The sequence below is a fragment of the Pseudomonas sp. RIT-PI-a genome, assembly GCF_001187875.1.
In the GTDB taxonomy this organism is placed as follows: domain Bacteria; phylum Pseudomonadota; class Gammaproteobacteria; order Pseudomonadales; family Pseudomonadaceae; genus Aquipseudomonas; species Aquipseudomonas coleopterorum.
On sequence record NZ_LGIR01000016.1, the window covers coordinates 16,663 to 34,996 of the forward strand.

At 61.3% G+C, this 18,334-nt stretch carries 14 protein-coding genes and 4 tRNA genes; 12 read left to right on the forward strand and 6 right to left on the reverse strand.

The genetic code is table 11. The features are described from left to right. Positions 1-56: 56 nt before the first annotated feature. Genes AC788_RS12715 through thiO form a run of 4 tightly spaced genes read left to right on the forward strand, consistent with a single transcriptional unit; the run spans position 57 to position 5,131 of the window. A complete protein-coding gene (locus AC788_RS12715) occupies positions 57-527 on the forward strand; it encodes a pilus assembly PilX family protein (protein ID WP_056844089.1) in 471 nt (156 codons plus the stop codon). Next, on the forward strand, positions 511-3,606 hold the full coding sequence (locus AC788_RS12720) for a pilus assembly protein (RefSeq protein ID WP_049860962.1): 3,096 nt from the start codon (positions 511-513) through the stop codon (positions 3,604-3,606). Before AC788_RS12715 ends, AC788_RS12720 begins: the two co-directional genes overlap by 17 nt. Before the next feature lie 8 nt (positions 3,607-3,614). Then, a complete protein-coding gene (locus tag AC788_RS12725) occupies positions 3,615-4,010 on the forward strand; it encodes a type IV pilin protein (RefSeq protein WP_090362383.1) in 396 nt (131 codons plus the stop codon). 20 nt (positions 4,011-4,030) lie between these two features. Beyond that, the gene (gene thiO, locus AC788_RS12730) at positions 4,031-5,131 is read left to right on the forward strand and encodes a glycine oxidase ThiO (RefSeq protein WP_049860964.1); all 1,101 of its coding nucleotides are present in this window, start codon (positions 4,031-4,033) and stop codon (positions 5,129-5,131) included. A gap of 228 nt (positions 5,132-5,359) precedes the next feature. Here thiO and AC788_RS12735 read toward each other — a convergent pair whose 3' ends face one another. The 4 genes from AC788_RS12735 to AC788_RS12750 all read right to left on the reverse strand — a co-directional run bounded on the left by AC788_RS12735 (position 5,360) and on the right by AC788_RS12750 (position 9,822). Then, a complete protein-coding gene (locus AC788_RS12735; protein WP_177327968.1) occupies positions 5,360-6,706 on the reverse strand; it encodes a sigma-54-dependent transcriptional regulator in 1,347 nt (448 codons plus the stop codon). Positions 6,707-6,708: 2 nt separating this feature from the next. Further along, positions 6,709-8,304, reverse strand: coding sequence for a sensor histidine kinase (locus AC788_RS12740; RefSeq protein ID WP_049860966.1), 1,596 nt, complete (start codon positions 8,302-8,304; stop codon positions 6,709-6,711). After that, positions 8,294-8,527: a PP0621 family protein gene (locus AC788_RS12745; protein ID WP_049860967.1), complete on the reverse strand. Its 234-nt coding sequence runs from the start codon at positions 8,525-8,527 to the stop codon at positions 8,294-8,296. Before AC788_RS12745 ends, AC788_RS12740 begins: the two co-directional genes overlap by 11 nt. A 272-nt stretch (positions 8,528-8,799) precedes the next feature. Then, entirely contained in the window at positions 8,800-9,822 is a 1,023-nt protein-coding gene (locus AC788_RS12750; RefSeq protein WP_049860968.1) for an outer membrane protein assembly factor BamD, read from the reverse strand. 150 nt (positions 9,823-9,972) lie between these two features. Here AC788_RS12750 and rluD point away from each other — a divergent pair, with 150 nt between their 5' ends. From rluD to AC788_RS12785, 7 genes are all read left to right on the forward strand, one after another. Then, entirely contained in the window at positions 9,973-10,935 is a 963-nt protein-coding gene (gene rluD / locus AC788_RS12755) for a 23S rRNA pseudouridine(1911/1915/1917) synthase RluD (RefSeq protein ID WP_049860969.1), read from the forward strand. Continuing rightward, the gene (gene pgeF, locus AC788_RS12760) at positions 10,932-11,669 is read left to right on the forward strand and encodes a peptidoglycan editing factor PgeF (protein WP_049860970.1); all 738 of its coding nucleotides are present in this window, start codon (positions 10,932-10,934) and stop codon (positions 11,667-11,669) included. Before rluD ends, pgeF begins: the two co-directional genes overlap by 4 nt. A 211-nt stretch (positions 11,670-11,880) precedes the next feature. Next, positions 11,881-14,445: an ATP-dependent chaperone ClpB gene (gene clpB / locus AC788_RS12765; protein WP_049860971.1), complete on the forward strand. Its 2,565-nt coding sequence runs from the start codon at positions 11,881-11,883 to the stop codon at positions 14,443-14,445. A gap of 390 nt (positions 14,446-14,835) precedes the next feature. Continuing rightward, positions 14,836-14,911: transfer RNA gene (locus tag AC788_RS12770), tRNA-Asn, on the forward strand. A gap of 10 nt (positions 14,912-14,921) precedes the next feature. Next, positions 14,922-14,998: transfer RNA gene (locus tag AC788_RS12775), tRNA-Pro, on the forward strand. Positions 14,999-15,003: 5 nt separating this feature from the next. Then, positions 15,004-15,079, forward strand: a tRNA-Lys gene (locus AC788_RS12780). A gap of 97 nt (positions 15,080-15,176) precedes the next feature. Beyond that, positions 15,177-15,253 (forward strand) — tRNA-Pro (locus AC788_RS12785). A 132-nt stretch (positions 15,254-15,385) separates the two neighbouring features. On the opposite strand, the gene AC788_RS12790 is transcribed toward AC788_RS12785, so the two are convergent. Together AC788_RS12790 and AC788_RS12795 are read right to left on the reverse strand one after the other, a co-directional pair. Further along, positions 15,386-16,687: an NAD(P)/FAD-dependent oxidoreductase gene (locus AC788_RS12790; protein WP_049860972.1), complete on the reverse strand. Its 1,302-nt coding sequence runs from the start codon at positions 16,685-16,687 to the stop codon at positions 15,386-15,388. Positions 16,688-17,016: 329 nt separating this feature from the next. Further along, on the reverse strand, positions 17,017-17,646 hold the full coding sequence (locus AC788_RS12795) for a DUF1780 domain-containing protein (RefSeq protein WP_049860973.1): 630 nt from the start codon (positions 17,644-17,646) through the stop codon (positions 17,017-17,019). Between the two features lie 100 nt (positions 17,647-17,746). Here AC788_RS12795 and AC788_RS12800 point away from each other — a divergent pair, with 100 nt between their 5' ends. Further along, entirely contained in the window at positions 17,747-18,172 is a 426-nt protein-coding gene (locus AC788_RS12800) for a DUF3830 family protein (RefSeq protein WP_049860974.1), read from the forward strand. Positions 18,173-18,334: the final 162 nt, after the last annotated feature.

The following is an 18,334-nucleotide window of genomic DNA, read 5'->3' on the forward strand; positions in this document are numbered from 1 at the left end:
GGAGGCCTGCGTTGCGTTCGATTTCAATGGGGCGACGCCCTGGCCACCAGCGGGGCATGACGCTGATCATCGCGTTGGTATTTCTTCTGCTGCTGACATTGATCGGCATCTCTTCAATGCAAAACGCAACCCTGCAAGAAAAGATGGCTGGCAGTGTAAAGCTGCGCAACGAGTCCTTTCAAATGGCTGAGGCGGCGTTACGGCTGGGCGAAAATGCGGTTGCGGCGTCGGGTTATACATTGGCGGTCTGCGCCGATGTGACCCGGTGTGCGCCTCCTGTCCTGGCCAATACCGGCCTCCCCGCAGCAGGCAACGATGCCAGTTCCGGGGTGATATGGACCGCTGCGGCCAGTGGTGGTTTGTACGGGGTTCAAAAGTTGGGCACCACCAAAGACCCTGCCATCCTTGCCGCGAGTATTCCCGTGACGGAAAACGGTATCTCATTCACGCTTTACAGAATCACGGGCGTCGGATTGCAGGGCACATCCCGTACAGTGCTGGAGACCCTCTATGCCAAGCAGCAATAAATCGACGCAACGCTTGGCCTGGTGGCGCAGCTGCCTGCTCGGTGCACTGGTGAGCGCCTATGTGGCGATGCCTGCGTATGGTTTTACGCCATCGAGTTCGCCCTTGCTTAGTGCCGGCGCTGTGACGCCAAACGTGGTATTGCTGGTGGATAACTCCGGGAGCATGAACAGCCTCATCCGATCGACTGCGTTCAATCAGTCGGACGCCCAGACAGCTGTCTACACCTGTAGTGCAAACAACGACTGCCAATATGTAAACGCGCTGGACATGAGCAGCGAGAACATTTTTTACAGCAGTTTCAACCAAGGCACCTGTACCAACCGGGGCTTGGTCGGCTACAGGATGTTCTACAAGTTCACTACGAACCGTCTGGTCTGCATGAAACTGCCTGATCCTGTCGGCTCGGGCAATACGCGTTATTCGGCCAACTATGTTTCCTTTCTGTATGACCAGGTTCCGGCCAATAATCCAAACAGGGACTACACCGATGGCGTTGTCATTCCCAATGACTACCGAATCAACGTAGCTCGCAAGACGGCGGTCGATCTGGTGGGCGCCAATCGCAATCTTCGCATCGGTCTGGCGACGTTCAATCCGCCTGCCTCCGGCAACCCTGGGCCGGGCGGCAACATCGCTCGAGCCGTCGCGGACATTTCGGCTACATCGGACACGACCAAGGCCAACTACACCGCCCTGGTCAATGCCATCAATGGTTTGGGTGCTGTGGCGAACACCCCACTGGCCGAAACCTACTATGAGGTGACGCGCTACTTTCGTGGCATGGCGCCTTACTACAACTCATCGCCTTCAACCTATACCAGCCCCATTCAGTACCGCTGTCAAAAAAACTACGGCGTGGTGATCACCGACGGTCTGCCGACCTATGATCGTACCTTTCCCAAAGACGATCCCTTGGGCGGTAGCAACTTGCCCAACTGGGATGGGATCAGTACCAACGACGGCAACAACATCAATGGCGACGGTGAGGGCGATACCCTCTACCTGGATGATATTGCCAAGTTCGCCTATGACATCGACATGCGCTCGGGCGGTACCGATCTGGCCGGCAAAAGTTGGGACTCAAGTGATTTCGTCCAGCAGAACATGTTTACCTACACCGTGGGCTTCACGGCCAACAACGACATGCTTTCGGACGCCGCCGACTACGGCAAAGGCCAGTATTACCAGGCCACCGATGCTGCCGGGCTGACGGCGGCACTGGGCGCCGCGCTCAATGCCATTTCTTCGGTCGCAGGCTCGGGTGGGGCAGGGGTTTCCAGTTCGGCAACGTTGACGACAGGCGCGCAGTACTACGAGACGTTCTATGATCCGACCGATTGGCGCGGCACGATCAAAGCGTTCAACTACAACGCCAATGGTACGGTCAATACCACCAAATACAACTGGAGTACCGACGATTTGATCAAGCCCGGTACGACATCGGTCTATCAATCCTGGAATACGACCAGTAACGCCGCCGTCACGCTGGCCTTCGATAACTTCTCCACGGCACAGAAAGCGTCGCTGAATGCCAATCTACCTCGCACCATTACAGGGGCTGACTTGGTAGAGTGGAGCAAGGGGACCAATAAAGCAGGATTGAAAACGCGCACAGTGCTGTTGGGCGATATCATCAACTCGCCGCTCGTCTATGCGTCCCCTACTGCCAATACGGCCTCAGACTCAGTAGATGACAACAGCTATTCAACCTATTTGACCAACAAAGCCAAATCGATGAATCCCAACTTGCTGGTCAATACCAACGATGGGTTCGTCAATGTCATCAGCACCAGCGGTCGCCGGGTCTATGCGTACATGCCTTCGAGCGTACTGCCCAACCTGCATTACGTGGCCGACACCGATTATGTCAATGGCACGTCCCATACCTTTCTGGCCGATGGACAAATCACGGTAGCTGACGCGCCACAGGGCAAGACATGGAGAACCGTTGCTTTGGGCGGAGTCGGCGCCGGTGGCAAGGCGTTCTACGCCTTGCAGTTGTTCGACGACTCGGCAGGCAACACCATCAAGGCACTGTGGGAGATTCGTGCGCCCGATACCGCCGATACCAGCAATACTTTCAATGATCTGGGCTACGCCTATGCCAAACCGGAAGTAGGGAGATTGCAGGACGGTACCTGGGCGGCTTTCATCAGTAACGGATATGGCAGCGCTACGGGACGAGCGGCCCTCTATGTCGTGAACTTGAACACAGGGGCCTTTATCAGCAAACTCACAACACCCATTGTGAAGGCTGGAGAAACCGATAACGGTTTGTCGTCGGTCAAGTTGCGGCTGGACGCACAAGGCTATGTTCAGTATGCCTATGGCGGCGACCTTAAGGGACGGCTCTGGAAGTTCAACTTCACGACATCAACCAAAGGTGTCGATCCAACCACACCCTTGTTCACAGCCGCTGGCGAAGCCACACAACCGATCACCGCCCAACCCGTCATAGGCAACTACACCAACGGCCGCAAGCTGATTTTCTTCGGTACCGGAAAGCTCAACGAGTCGGCCGATAAAACCACCAAGAGCCCGCAAGCCTTTTACGCCATCCTGGACAGTGATGCTTCCACGACGAACTACACCCAGTCGCAGTTGCAGCAGCAGACCATTACCAACATTACGGGCCAGACCGTTTACACCAGCCAGAACAGCGTCGACTACACGTCTCGTATGGGCTGGTACATGCCGCTCACCTATCAGGGCATCAATGCCGGTGAGCGGGTGATTTACGCTGCGCGTTTGATCGAGGGTCGTATCTATTTCAGTACCGCCATTCTGGATACTACGGATCCTTGCTCCAGCTCCGGTTCGGGCAAAATCATGGAGGTGGATGCTGCTACCGGTAAAATGCTCACCAACTTTGCAGTATTTGGAAGTACGACCTCGATCAGTGGCTATACCATCAGTGGCGGATTACCCAATTTCTCCGCCTTCGTAGGCAGCGATAGCAACAGCACCGACTCACCCAGCCAAACCATTACGGTGCAGGATTCCAATGGTAACCTTTTCACCTATACCGAGCCCGGCGCCGTACAGAATCGGCGGATCATGTGGCGACAACGACAGTGAGCATGCCTATGGAAAAGCAGCAGGGTTTTACCTTGATAGAATTGATGATCGTAGTCGCCATCGTCGGCATCCTCGCCGCCATCGCCTACCCCAGCTACACCGAGTACGTGAAGCGTACCCATCGGGTCGAGATCGGCCAGGTACTGGCCGAAGGTGCGCAAAATTTCGAGAGGGGGTTCACTCGGACCGGTAGTTACGCCAACGTCGCAGACGTCGCGGGTAATGCCTGGTACAACATCGTGACGGTAAAGGACGCCACCACGTTCAGCCTGACGGCGGCGCCAAGGGCGGGCACCATGATGGTCGGTGACAAGTGCGGCAGTTTCGTCATCAACCAGACCGGCGCGCGGACCAACACCGGCATGGCCGCCGGCACCACTTCCGCCACCTGCTGGGGCCGCTGAGCCTTCTTTGGAATCGTTTGATGTCTGAGCATGTTCTGGTTGTCGGCGGCGGTGTCATTGGCCTGCTGACAGCCTATAACCTTGCCGCCCATTTGGATCGCATCACCCTGATCGATCGCAGCGCGGTGGGCCAGGAGTCGTCCTGGGCCGGCGGAGGTATCGTTTCACCGCTGTACCCCTGGCGCTACAGCCCGGCAGTCACTGCCTTGGCGCATTGGTCACAGGATTTCTATCCACAGTTGGGGCAGCGTCTGGCTGCCGAGACAGGCATCGATCCTGAAGTGCACACGACCGGCTTGTACTGGTTGGACCTGGAGGATGAGGCCGAGGCGTTGGCCTGGGCCGAGCGCAATCGTCGGCCGCTGGCGGCTGTGGGTATCTCTTCTACCTATGCCGCGGTGCCGGTGCTCGGGGCTGGGTTCAAGCGGGCGATTCACATGGCGGATGTCGCCAACGTGCGCAATCCGCGCTTGGTGAAGGCGTTGAAAGCGGCGTTGAATGCCATGCCCAACGTGACCGTGCGTGAGCACTGTGAAGTGCAGGGTTTCGTGCTGAATGGCCCGCGTGTGATCGGTGTGCAGTCAGCACAAGGCGAGCTGCTGGCCGATGAGGTGGTGCTGACTGCGGGAGCGTGGAGCGGTGAGTTACTGCAGACCTTGGGTGTCGGCTTGCCGGTGGAGCCGGTCAAGGGCCAGATGATTCTGTACAAGTGCGCTGCCGACTTTCTGCCGAGCATGGTGCTGGCCAAGGGGCGTTATGCGATTCCCCGCCGTGATGGGCACATCTTGATTGGCAGCACGCTGGAGCATGCGGGCTTCGACAAGACCCCAACGCAGGAGGCGCTGGACAGCCTGATGGCCTCTGCGGTCGATCTGCTGCCAGCCTTGGCTGATGCCACGCCGGTGCGGCAGTGGGCCGGGCTGCGTCCGGGGTCGCCGGAGGGGGTGCCGTTCATTGGTCAGCTGCCGCGGCATCCGGGTCTGTGGCTGAACTGCGGGCATTACCGCAACGGGCTGGTGCTGGCGCCGGCTTCGTGTCGTCTGCTGGTGGACTTGATGGTGGGCCGTGACACCGTGATCGATCCAGCGCCTTACGCACCGCAGGACCGAATCGACCTATAACAGCGCCACAAACCCTGTAGCAGCGGCGCGAGCCGCGTCTGGCCCTACCGTGTTCATTCGGGCACACCCCGTGCACCGCCGACGCGTTTGTTCGGGCACGCTGCGTACAGAACCGACGCGTTTGTTCAGGCACACCCCGTGCACAGCCGACGCGTTCACTCAGGCCTACCACGCAAACCCTGTAGCAGCGGCGCGAGCCGCGTCGGCGGTGCACGCGGTGGCAGGGAATCAATCCAGGCCCAGCTTCTTCAGGCGATAGCGCATCGAACGGAACGACATGTTCAGGCGCTGCGCCGCCGCCGTGCGGTTCCAGCGGGTTTCTTCCAGGGCTTGCAGGATGAGCTTGCGCTCCACGCTTTCCAGGTAATCTTCCAGGTTGTCGATCTGGGCCAGGCTGGGCTCCCCGGTCTCCACGCTAGACGCCGTTTCACTCAGGCGCAGGTCGCTCGCTTCGATGCGGTCGTCCTCGCACAAGGTGTAGGCCCGCTCCAGCATGTTTTCCAGCTCCCGCACATTGCCGGGAAAGCGGTAGCCCTTGAGGGTTTCCAGGGCGGCGGGCGTCAACTGTGCGGCAGGCAGGCCGCTGCCTTGCGCCAGGCGCGCCAACACGCTGCTGGCCAGCAGCGGAATGTCTTCACGGCGCTCGCGCAGACAAGGCACGCGAAGCTCGATCACGTTGAGGCGGTAATACAGGTCCTGACGAAAACGCTGGGCCGCCACTTCGGCTGCCAGGTCTTTATGGGTCGCGCTGAGAATACGCACATCGACCACGTTTTCGGTCTGCCCGCCCACTGCGCGCACGGCCTTCTCCTGAATGGCGCGCAGCAACTTCACCTGCATGGTCAGTGGCAGGTCGGCCACCTCGTCGAGAAACAGCGTGCCGCCGTGGGCGGCCTGAAACAGCCCCGGCTTGTCTTCGGTGGCGCCGGTGAAACTGCCCTTGCGATGGCCGAAGAACTCGCTCTCCATCAGTTCGGCCGGGATGGCCCCGCAGTTCACTGGAATGAACGGTCGATCGGCGCGCGGGCCTTGCTCGTGAATCAGCCGGGCGACCAGTTCCTTGCCGCTGCCTGACTCGCCACTGATGTAGACCGGCGCCTGGCTGCGCGCCAGACGGCCGATCTGCTTGCGCAGGCCGAGCATGGGAGGCGACTCGCCGAGCAGGCGTTGGTCGATGCTCGGTTCCTTGCCGGCAGCAGCGGGCGCTGGCATGCGCAGCGCGGCACCGACCAACTCGCGCAGGCGCGGTAGATCGACCGGTTTGGTGAGGAAATCGAAGGCGCCGGCCTTGAGTGCGTTGATCGCCGTATCCAGGCTGCCGAACGCGGTGATCATGGCCACCGGCACGTGGGAGTAGCGCTGCTGGATGAATTGCACCAGCTCAAGACCGGTACCGTCGGGCAGGCGCATGTCGGTCAGGCACAGGTCGAACGATTCGCGACCCAGCCATTCGCGGGCTTCGGCGACATCGCGCGCACTGCGGGTTTCCAGCTTCATGCGGCCAAGGGTGATCTCCAGCAGTTCACGAATGTCCGGCTCGTCGTCCACGATCAGAATTTTTTGCCTGGCGCTCATAGTCATCCCTGTTTGCGCGGGTGGGCGAAGGTGATACGCATGCAACTCCCGCCTTTTTCACGTGCCCTGTAGTCTAGGTGGGCCTGATTGCTTTCGCACAGCTCGCGGGAAATATACAGGCCCAGCCCGGTGCCGTTGCTTTCGGTGGTGAAGAAAGGCTCGAACATGTGCTGCAACTGATCGGCGGCAAAGCCCGGGCCGTCGTCCAGCACCTCGAGGATCGGCAAACCGTTGGTCGGCTCCACGAACAGATTCAGCCAGACCTGCGCGCGGCCCTGTTGCTGGGCGCTGTAGCGCAGGCCGTTTTCCACCAGGTTGTTCAGCACCTGGGTCAACTGGTTGGCATCCATGCGGGTTTCCAGGGTGCCGTCGCTGACATACAAGTGCAATTGCTGGCCGGGACGAGCGGTAGTGCGAAATTCGCTGACGAAGTTTTCCAGCCAGGCCTTGAGGTCCAGTGGGTGCGGCGCGCTGGGGCGTCGACGCGACAGCTGCAAGACGTTTTCGATGATCAGGTTCATGCGCTTGCAGTGATCCTGAATGATCTGGGTCAGGCGCCGGTCGGCGGCCGGCAGGTCTTCGGACTCCTGCAGCAACTGGCCTGCATGGCTGATGGCGCCCAGCGGATTACGGATCTCGTGGGCGATGCTGGCGGTAAGGCGACCCAGGGCAGCCAGCTTGAGCTGTTGCGCCTGCTGCGCGATCTGCGACAGGTCTTCGAGAAACACCAGCGTCTGCTGCTGCTCGCCACCGCGGCGCAGGGCAATGAAGCTGGCCTGGATCGACGGACCGGTGGTCGAAAGCTTCAGACTCTTGACCCGCAAGGCTGGGTTGGTCTGCCACTGCAACAGACGCTCGATCAAATCGGGGGAGTGATCGGCGATCAGTTCGCCATTGAGCGTCATGCGCCCGAACAGGGCCAGGGCGCCCTGGTTGGCCAGTTGCACGCGCAGTTCGGTGTCCAGCACCAGAATGCCCGTGCGCATGCGCTGCAGGATCAGCGAGTTCAAGGCCTCCAGGCTGGTGACATCACTGGCGCGCTGTTCGGCCAGGTTCTCGCTGGTGCTCAACAGTCGGCTCAGCCCCTGAACCACAAACCACACAGCGAAGCACAACACACCCAGGGTACTCGCCTGCAGGTAGTCGTTGGCGGCGGCCGGTCGGGAGATGCTCAGGTAGAACGTCAGGTAGATGATGCCGATGGTGGCGAGTGCGGCGATCAACAGGCCGAGGCGACCTCGCAGCAACAGGTTGCCCATGGCCACGGAGGCGATCATCAGGTTGCCGATGCCGCTGGGCGTGCCGCCACCCGCGTAGAACAGGCCGGCGAGCATGATCACGTCGGCGGTGGCCAGGCTGAATACCGGCAGCACCCGACGCGGGTTGCCCATCAGCACCACGACCAGGATGTTGAGAATGAGGTAGAGCCAGCTGCCGGCGCGGAACAGTTCGCCATCGGCGACTTCCAGCAGGCGGTTGTCCATGTTGCTGGAAATCAGCAGGACCAGGGACAGACCAATGGTCAAGCGGTAGAGGTGGTACAGGCGCAGCATCCGCTGCGCCTGGGCGCCGCCGAGAAACTGCGCTTCAGCGGGCACCGTTGCCCGGCCCTTGCTCCAGATGGGGCTGGCTGCAATACCAGTGGCTGTCACGACGCAACGCGCTGTCCTCTGGCAGGTGCACGCCGCACTGGGCGCAGCGAACCATGGTCAGCGAGGCCGGCTTGTGCTCTTCGCGAGGCGCGCGGGCGGGAGTCTTGAACCTGCGCCACAGCCAGATGGCGGCGAAGACGATGGCGATCCAGAAAATCAGGCGAATCATGGGAAGGTCAGCTTTGCCAGGGAAGATGGCGCAGTGTAGGAGCGAGCCCGACGCGGAGCAAGCGGCGGGCGAGGGTAGGCCTTGGCCAGCTCTGGTGTGAGCAGTCATTGGCTGGGAAAAACACCGGTGGGAGCGGGTCTCTGCCCGCGAAAGGGGCCCTGCGGTGTATCAGGCAGACCGCTGTGAGCCCTTCGCGGGCAGAGACCCGCTCCCACAGGCGGTTATTCCAATAAAAAAGGGGCCGGAGCCCCTTTTTTCAGTACAACCGCGCTTCAGTCGAACAGACCAAAGGTAGCGTAGCTGAACCACGAGCGGCTCTTGCCTTCTTCGGCGTTCGGCTGCTGCTGGTCGGCGGTGCCGCCGTCCTCAGGGGGCAGCAGTTCCTTCGGAATGGCGTCGCGCGCTTCCTGATACTGGCGTTGCACATCTTGGTTGGCGCGGGTTTCGCCCGGTGGCAGCGGGTCGGTGTTGGAACCGATCCAGCCCAGGGTGGCCTTGGAGATCCACGAGCGGTTGTCCGCTTCGTCCTGCTGAGGCACGAACTTGCCGTCTTCCAGGCTCGGGTGGTCCGGATAGTTGGCCTTCAACGTTTCCAGGGTGGTGGCCGCCAGATCGTCCAGGTGCAGACGCATGTAGGCTTCGGTCATCACCGCCAGGCCGTCGCCGACGGACGGCGTTTCCTGGAAGTTTTCCACCACGTAGCGGCCACGGTTGGCGGCTGCGACGTAGGCCTGACGGGTCAGGTAGTAGTCGGCCACGTGGATTTCGTAGGAGGCCAGCAGGTTGCGCAGGTAGATCATGCGCTGCTTGGCATCGGGCGCGTAGCGGCTGTTGGGGTAGCGGCTGGTGAGCTGGGCGAACTCGTTGTAGGAGTCACGGGCAGCGCCAGGGTCACGCTTGGTCATGTCCAGCGGCAGGAAACGTGCCACCAGGCCACGGTCCTGGTCGAACGAGGTCAGGCCCTTGAGGTAATAGGCGTAGTCGACGTTCGGGTGCTGCGGATGCAGACGGATGAAACGCTCGGCAGCCGACTTCGCCGCCTCGGGCTCGGAGTTCTTGTAGTTGGCGTAGATCAGCTCGAGCTGCGCCTGGTCGGCATAGCGGCCGAACGGATAACGCGACTCCAGCGCCTTGAGCTTGGCCGTGGCACTGGTGTAGCTGTTGTTGTCCAGGTCGGCCTGCGCCTGCTGGTACAGCTCGACTTCGCTGAGGTTTTCATCGACCACTTCTTTGGTCGAAGAACAGGCCGCGGTGAGTCCGAGGATGGCGATCAGCAGCAGGTGTTTCACTTGCATGGCGGCTAGCGTCCCTATAAACGGCCGCTGTCTCGGGCGTGGCCGTCCTGTTATGATGAGCGCCCCGTGGAACCCCCGGGGCAAAAGACGCCGTATTTAACCACAAGCGTGCAGCCGAAACCAAAGGCTGTGCCGCCGCCTAGTCCGAGCATGTCCGAGATCATACAACTTCGCGCAGAGGTACCGTCCGATTTGGGCGGACAACGCCTCGACCAAGTCGCCGCCCAACTATTCGCAGAGCACTCGCGCTCGCGCCTTTCCGCCTGGATAAAAGAGGGCCGCCTGACCGTGGACGGGGACGTTCTGCGTCCGCGCGATACCGTGCATGGCGGTGCCCTGCTCGAGCTCAATGCCGAGCAGGAAGCCCAGGGTGAATGGGTGGCTCAGGACATCGACCTGGACATCGTCTACGAAGACGACCAGATCCTTGTCATCAACAAGCCGGCGGGCCTGGTGGTCCACCCGGCCGCGGGTCACGCCGACGGCACCCTGCTCAATGCCCTGCTGCACCATGTGCCGGACATCATCAACGTCCCGCGTGCCGGCATCGTTCACCGTCTGGACAAGGACACCACCGGTCTGATGGTGGTGGCCAAGACCATCCAGGCGCAGACCCAGCTGGTGTCCCAGCTGCAGAGCCGTTCGGTGAGCCGTATCTATGAGTGCATCGTCATCGGCGTGGTCACCGCCGGTGGCAAGATCAACGCGCCGATCGGGCGGCACGGTCAGCAGCGCCAGCGCATGGCCGTGATGGAAGGCGGCAAGCAGGCGGTCAGTCATTACCGCGTGCTCGAACGCTTCCGCTCCCACACCCACGTGCGGGTCAAGCTGGAAACCGGCCGGACCCACCAGATCCGCGTGCACATGTCGCACATCAACTTCCCCCTGGTAGGCGACCAGGCGTACGGCGGCCGCTTCCGCATTCCGCCCGCGGCCAGCGCGACCATGGTCGATGCACTGAAAACCTTTCCGCGCCAGGCCCTGCACGCCCGTTTCCTGGAGCTCGACCATCCGACGACCGGTGAGCGCATGGGCTGGGAATCGCCATTGCCCGATGACTTCGTCTGGCTGCTGTCGCTGCTCAAGCAGGATCGCGAGGCCTTCATCGGGTGACCACTTTCGCGCAGGGCCTGTTGCTTCCCGACTGGCCAGCTCCGGCTTCGGTCAGGGCCTGCGTGACAACCCGTGAAGGCGGCGTCAGCCCGGCGCCGTATGACAGCCTGAACCTGGGCGCGCACGTGGGCGACGATCCTCACTGCGTAGTGCAGAACCGCCTGCGTCTGACCGCTCACTTCGGCATCCTGCCCGCTTGGCTGAACCAGGTGCACGGGGTGCGAGTGGTCGAAGCCGACCCCAGCCGCGTGCTGGAAGCCGACGGGAGCTGGACCGCTACGCCGGGGATCGCCTGCACATCGATGACCGCCGACTGTCTGCCTGCGCTGTTCTGCAATCGCGCCGGGACCCAGGTCGCCGCCGCTCATGCCGGTTGGCGCGGGCTGGCGGCCGGCGTTCTGGAAGCGACAGTGCAGACGTTCCGCGATCCGCCCGAGCAGCTCATGGCCTGGCTCGGGCAGGCCATCGGTCCACGGCGCTTCGAAGTGGGGGCCGAGGTACGTGAGGCCTTCATGTCCATCCATCCGCATGCTGCCGATGCATTCGCGTCGGGTGCGGCACCTGGCAAGTTTTTGGCCGACATCTATGCCCTGGCGCGGATTCGCCTGGCGGCGGCTGGAGTGACGGCGGTGTATGGCGGGGGATCGTGCACCGTAGAAGACGAGCGCTTCTTTTCCTATCGCCGCGCATCGGTCACCGGACGATTCGCTTCACTGGTGTGGCTGGAACCCTAGCTTCGCAGCCAATGGCCCCTCAGCGAGCCCAGTGTGGGAGCGGGCTTGCGCGATAGGCGGCGAAGCGGCCAGCACTGACACAACCTACCCAGACCTACAACCCCCATCCTTGAATCTTCCCCAACACCCCCCATCTAACTGTCATCCCCGGCAGGTTTTCTTCATCAGGTGTGTCCATCGCTCCGGCCTGCCCCTTTCAGGAAGGTGACTCATGCGTATAGACCGTTTGACCAGCAAGCTTCAACTCGCGTTATCCGACGCACAATCCTTGGCCGTTGGCATGGACCATCCTGCCATCGAGCCCGCGCACCTGATGCAGGCGCAACTCGACCAGCAGGGCGGTTCGATTCGTCCGCTGCTGATGCAGGTCGGTTTCGACGTCAACAGCCTGCGCAAGGCGTTGAGCAAAGAGCTCGACCAATTGCCGAAAATCCAGAACCCGACCGGCGACGTCAATATGTCCCAGGATCTGGCACGCCTGCTCAATCAGGCCGACCGGCTGGCGCAGCAGAAGGGTGATCAATTCATCTCCAGCGAGCTGGTCTTGCTGGCCGCCATGGACGACAACAGCAAGCTCGGCAAGCTGCTGTTGGGGCAGGGCGTCAGCAAGAAAGCTCTTGAAAACGCCATCAGCAACCTGCGTGGCGGCGAGGCGGTCAACGACCCCAACGCCGAGGAGTCGCGCAAGGCGTTGGAAAAATACACCGTCGACCTGACCAAGCGCGCCGAGGAGGGCAAGCTCGATCCGGTGATCGGCCGTGACGACGAGATCCGTCGGACCATCCAGGTGCTGCAGCGTCGCACCAAGAACAACCCGGTGCTGATCGGCGAACCCGGCGTGGGCAAGACCGCCATCGCCGAGGGCCTGGCCCAGCGCATCATCAATGGCGAAGTGCCCGATGGCTTGCGTGGCAAACGTCTGCTCAGCCTGGACATGGGCGCGCTGATTGCCGGCGCCAAGTTCCGCGGTGAATTCGAGGAGCGCCTGAAGTCGCTACTCAACGAACTGTCCAAGCAGGAAGGGCAGATCATTCTGTTCATCGACGAACTGCACACCATGGTCGGCGCCGGCAAAGGCGAGGGCTCCATGGACGCTGGCAACATGCTCAAGCCGGCGCTGGCCCGAGGCGAACTGCACTGCGTAGGCGCCACCACGCTCAACGAGTACCGCCAGTACATCGAGAAAGACGCAGCGCTGGAGCGGCGCTTCCAGAAGGTGCTGGTCGATGAGCCGAGCGAGGAAGACACCATCGCCATCCTGCGTGGCCTCAAGGAGCGCTACGAGGTTCACCACAAGGTGGCAATTACCGATGGCGCGATCATCGCGGCCGCCAAGCTGAGCCATCGCTACATCACCGATCGCCAGCTGCCGGACAAGGCCATCGACCTGATCGACGAAGCGGCCAGCCGCATCCGCATGGAAATCGACTCCAAGCCCGAGGTCCTGGACCGCCTGGAGCGTCGCCTGATCCAGCTCAAGGTCGAGTCCCAGGCCCTGAAGAAGGAAGACGACGAAGCTGCGATCAAGCGTCTGGAAAAACTGACGGAAGAAATTGCCCGGCTGGAACGCGAATACGCCGACCTGGAAGAGATCTGGACGTCGGAAAAAGCCGAAGTGCAGGGCTCCGCGCAGATTCAGCAGAAGATCGAGCAGTCCCGTCAGGAGCTGGAAACCGCGCGTCGGCGTGGCGACCTGAGCCGCATGGCCGAATTGCAGTACGGGGTAATCCCGGACCTGGAGCGCAGCCTGCAGATGGTCGACCAGCATGGCAAGAGTGACAACCAGTTGCTGCGTAGCAAGGTCACCGAGGAAGAAATCGCCGAAGTGGTGTCCAAATGGACCGGGATTCCGGTGTCGAAAATGCTCGAAGGCGAGCGCGACAAGCTGCTGAAGATGGAAAGCCTGTTGCATCAGCGCGTGATCGGCCAGGAAGAGGCCGTAGTGGCCGTGTCGAACGCGGTACGCCGTTCGCGTGCCGGCCTGTCCGACCCGAACCGTCCGAGCGGCTCGTTCATGTTCCTCGGCCCCACCGGCGTGGGCAAGACCGAGCTGTGCAAGGCGCTGGCCGAGTTCCTCTTCGACACCGAGGAGGCGATGGTGCGCATCGACATGTCGGAGTTCATGGAGAAGCATTCGGTGGCCCGCCTGATCGGCGCACCACCCGGGTACGTGGGTTATGAAGAAGGCGGCTATCTGACCGAAGCGGTCCGTCGCAAGCCGTACTCGGTGTTGCTCTTGGACGAAGTGGAGAAGGCGCACCCGGACGTGTTCAACATTCTCCTGCAGGTGCTCGAGGATGGACGTCTGACCGACAGTCACGGCCGCACCGTGGACTTCCGCAACACCGTGATCGTCATGACCTCGAACCTGGGGTCGGCGCGTATCCAGGAGCTGGTCGGCGACCGCGAGGCGCAACGCGCAGCGGTCATGGATGCAGTGACCAGCCATTTCCGTCCGGAGTTCGTCAACCGGATCGACGAGGTGGTGATCTTCGAACCGCTGGCGCGCGATCAGATTGCCGGGATCACGCAGATCCAATTGGCCCGCTTGCGCAGCCGTCTGGCCGAGCGCGACCTGAGTCTGGAGCTGAGCGACGAGGCGCTGGATAAACTGATCGCAGTGGGCTACGACCCGGTGTATGGCGCGCGGCCGCTGAAGCGCGCGATCCAGCGCTGGATCGAGAACCCGCTGGCGCAGCTGATCCTCTCGGGCAAATTCCTGCCGGGGACCTCGGTGCAGGCGTCGGTGGTGGATGATGAGATTGTGTTTGCTTGATTGATGAGGGTCAGTGAGGGCCTTTCCATAGGCATATTGTGGGAGCGGGGCGGGCGGCGAGCCCTCTGCCCGCGAAGAGGCCCTCACTGACACACCTCTTTGATTTCCCATTGCATTTTCGTTTCAAGGCTTGTAAAGTGCGCCCCGCTGTCGGTCATCCCGCAGAACCAAACGCTTCATCCGGTTCTGAAAAAAAGTTGCAAATCAGTGTCTTGAAAGCAATTTAAAGGGTTGACAGGGGTTTTGAAGATTGTAGAATAGCGCGCCTCAGAGACATGAACGCAGCGATGCGAACAGGTCGAAGAGTTCAAGGCGGTAGTGATACAGGCTTGAAGCTGTAGCAGATGTAGATGTACTGAAATTGGCTGTAGATGTACTGAAATTGATAGTTCCGTGATAGCTCAGTCGGTAGAGCAAATGACTGTTAATCATTGGGTCCCAGGTTCGAGTCCTGGTCACGGAGCCAAATTTCATATCGGGGTATAGCGCAGTCCGGTAGCGCGCCTGCTTTGGGAGCAGGATGTCAGGAGTTCGAATCCCCTTACCCCGACCATATTTGGGTCGTTAGCTCAGTTGGTAGAGCAGTTGGCTTTTAACCAATTGGTCGTAGGTTCGAATCCCACACGACCCACCATTTTTGATTCCGGTTCGCCGGGTCGAATCTTAAAAGCCCCACCGATTAACACCGGTGGGCAGCAGAAAAGGCGCCTTCCGGGGTGCCTTTTTTGTACCGGGGTATAGCGCAGTCCGGTAGCGCGCCTGCTTTGGGAGCAGGATGTCAGGAGTTCGAATCCCCTTACCCCGACCATATTCGACGAAAGGCGCCTGTCATAGGCGCCTTTTTTTTTGCCCCCAATTCAATACACCCCCCCTGTAGCAGCGGCGCAAGCCGCGTCCGGCATCACCGCGTCACGTCAAACGTAACGCGGCCGATCCTCCATCAATGCAACTTCAATCGCGGCTCCGTGCCGCGTCCGATACGGCTGCCCAGCATCAACATGCCGGTGCGGAACAAGCCATACAACGCTGCCTGGTGCATCCGGTACAGCGACACGTAGAACATGCGTGCCAGCCAGCCTTCCAGCATCACGCTGCCGGTCAGGTTACCCATCAGATTGCCCACCGCCGAAAAGTGCGAGAGCGAAATCAGCGAGCCGTAATCCTTGTAGGTGTACTCCGGCAGGGCCTTGCCCTCGATGCGCAGCTTGAGCGACTTGGCCAGCAACGAAGCCTGCTGGTGGGCGGCCTGAGCGCGCGGCGGCACGTTGCGATCGGTACCCGGCTGCGGGCACGCCGCGCAGTCGCCGAACGCAAAGATGTCGTCGTCGTGAGTGGTCTGCAAGGTCGGGCGCACCACCAACTGATTGATGCGGTTGGTCTCCAGGCCATCGATGTCCTTGAGGAAACCCGGCGCCCGAATGCCCGCCGCCCACACCTTCAGGCTGGCAGGAATGACCTGGCCACTGCTGGTCAGCAGGCTTTCTGCAGTCACTTCACTCACGGCGGCATTGGTCAGCACCGTCACGCCCAGTTTTTCCAGAGTCTGGTGCACCGGTTGACCGATACGCTCCGGCAGCGCCGGCAACACCCGCGGACCGGCTTCGATCAAGGTGATGCGCATGTTCTCGGGCGCGATGCGGCCCAGACCATAGGCCGCCAGTTCCTTGGCCGCATTGTGCAGCTCGGCCGCCAGCTCAACCCCTGTGGCACCGGCACCGACGATGGCCACGCTGATCTGCGCGCGGCTTTCATCGTGTCCGGCGTGCGCACGCAGATAGTGGTTGAGCAGCTGCTGATGAAAGCGCTCGGCCTGCTTGCGCGTGTCCAAGAACAGACAATGCTCGGCTGCACCCTGGGTACCGAAGTCATTGGTGGTGCTGCCCACGGCGATCACTAGCGTGTCGTAGCCAATGCTGCGCGCCGGTACCAGCTCCAGACCGGTTTCCGGATCCAGGGTAGCGCTCAGCTGGATCTGCTTGGCCGCCCGGTCCAGGCCACTCATGCGACCCAGCTGGAACTCGAAATGATTCCACTTGGCCTGGGCAACGTAGTTGAGCTCGTCTTCTGACGAATTCAGCGAACCGGCTGCCACTTCATGCAACAGCGGTTTCCAGATATGGGTCAGGTTGGCGTCCACCAGCGTGATGTTGGCCGTGCCGCGCTTGCCCAAGGTCTTGCCCAGGCTGGTGGCCAGTTCCAGGCCGCCGGCGCCGCCGCCGACGATAACGATGCGATGTGTCATGGAAAGCTCTCATAAGGTTAAGGAATTCGTTGGGTCTGCGAGGGGGGCGAGCGCAAGGCAGCTCATAGCTCCATACCTTCAGGCAGAGGGTTCCACGGGCCCTGCGACGGCGGTTATCGAGGCAAGGAGCGGACGCTCGACTTGCTGCCGACAAGCACACAGACAACCGCCGACCCATAGGGCGCGGTTCACGTGGCAGGGCTTGGAACCATGAACAGGTAGACGTTTCAGACGCTGGCAAGGCTACAGGGTTCCTGACAGTCGGTACGGACGATGACGCTTTGTATCATCGCCGCTGCGGATACGCCATGGCTGGTCAATGGCGGTTGTCACAAACTGATGCCGACATCGAAAACGATGCTGCGGCCCAGGTTGTTGCGTAGAAAATCCGGCGCATCCGGATGGGCGAACAAGACCCGTGCGAAGGTGGGCCCGACCAGCGACAGCGAGCGCCAGCCCTGGCGGAGAAATTCGGTAGGCGGCGGGAAATGGCTGTTCAGGTCCAGGGTTTCGCGTTTGAGGCTGGCGAAGGCAATGATGTCCAGCTCGCCCAGGTCCAGGCCACGTTCGCGATAGTTATGGGCTTTCTTGCGCAGGGTCGGCGCCAGCCGCTGCAGCAGCTCGGGCGCACGAATGCGCTTGGGCCGAGCTTCGCGGCGCACCAGTTGGCTGAGGGAGAAGGCGCTGCGGCGACGTTGCAGCTCTTCACGCCATTCATCATTGAGCCGGCGACCTTCATCGAGTACGAAAAACACTTCGAAACTGGCGTCGCGAAACAGCACGTCCGGCGGCTCCTGGCCTGCAGGGGTGAACTCGTCGTCGCGGTAGGTGATGTTCAGACCCTGCAAAAGGCGCTCGCACACCCAACGCTCGCGCTCCCATTTGCGCGCATTGGACAGAAAGGCGTTGGCTTGCTCGGCCTGGCTGGTGAGCAAACGCAGGTAGTCAGAGTCATCCATGGCCCTAGCTTAGCCCGCCTGTGCGACGAAAAGAATAATGGTCAACGCTTCAAAATCGTCGGGCAATGGGTAAGGATGGGATTTTCCCAGGAGCTGCACCATGCCCAGCATCAAGATCACCTCCGGCGGCTATGAATTCTTGGCCGAAACCCACCCCGACGCACCGCAGACGGTGGAGGCGTTTCTCAAGCTGCTGCCCTATCGGCAGAAAATCATCCACGTACGCTGGAGCGGCGAGGCGTGCTGGGTGCCGTTGGGTGAATTTCAGTTGCTGCGAGGCGATGCGCCGGTCGGCTTCGAGAATCACACCAGTCACCCGTCGGTAGGGGACGTGCTGTTTTATCCGGGGCCGTACAGCGAAACGGAAATCCTGCTGGCCTACGGCTCGTGCTGTTTCGCCAGCAAGATGGGGCAGTTGGCCGGCAATCATTTCCTGACCATTGTGCAGGGCAAGGAAAACCTTCGAGCCCTGGGCGTGAAGACGTTGTGGGAAGGGGCGCAAGAGGTGCTGTTCGAATTGGCGTGATCCCGCCGGCGCGGTGCGGCCGGACGCGGCTTGCGCCGCTGCTACAGAAAAGCGCCAAACCCCTGTAGCAGCGGGGCAAAGCCGCGTCAGCGATACACGCCATTCTCCAATACATATCGCAGCGAGGCAGGCAGCATCGGGCCATGGCCCCGCCCGGAGCGC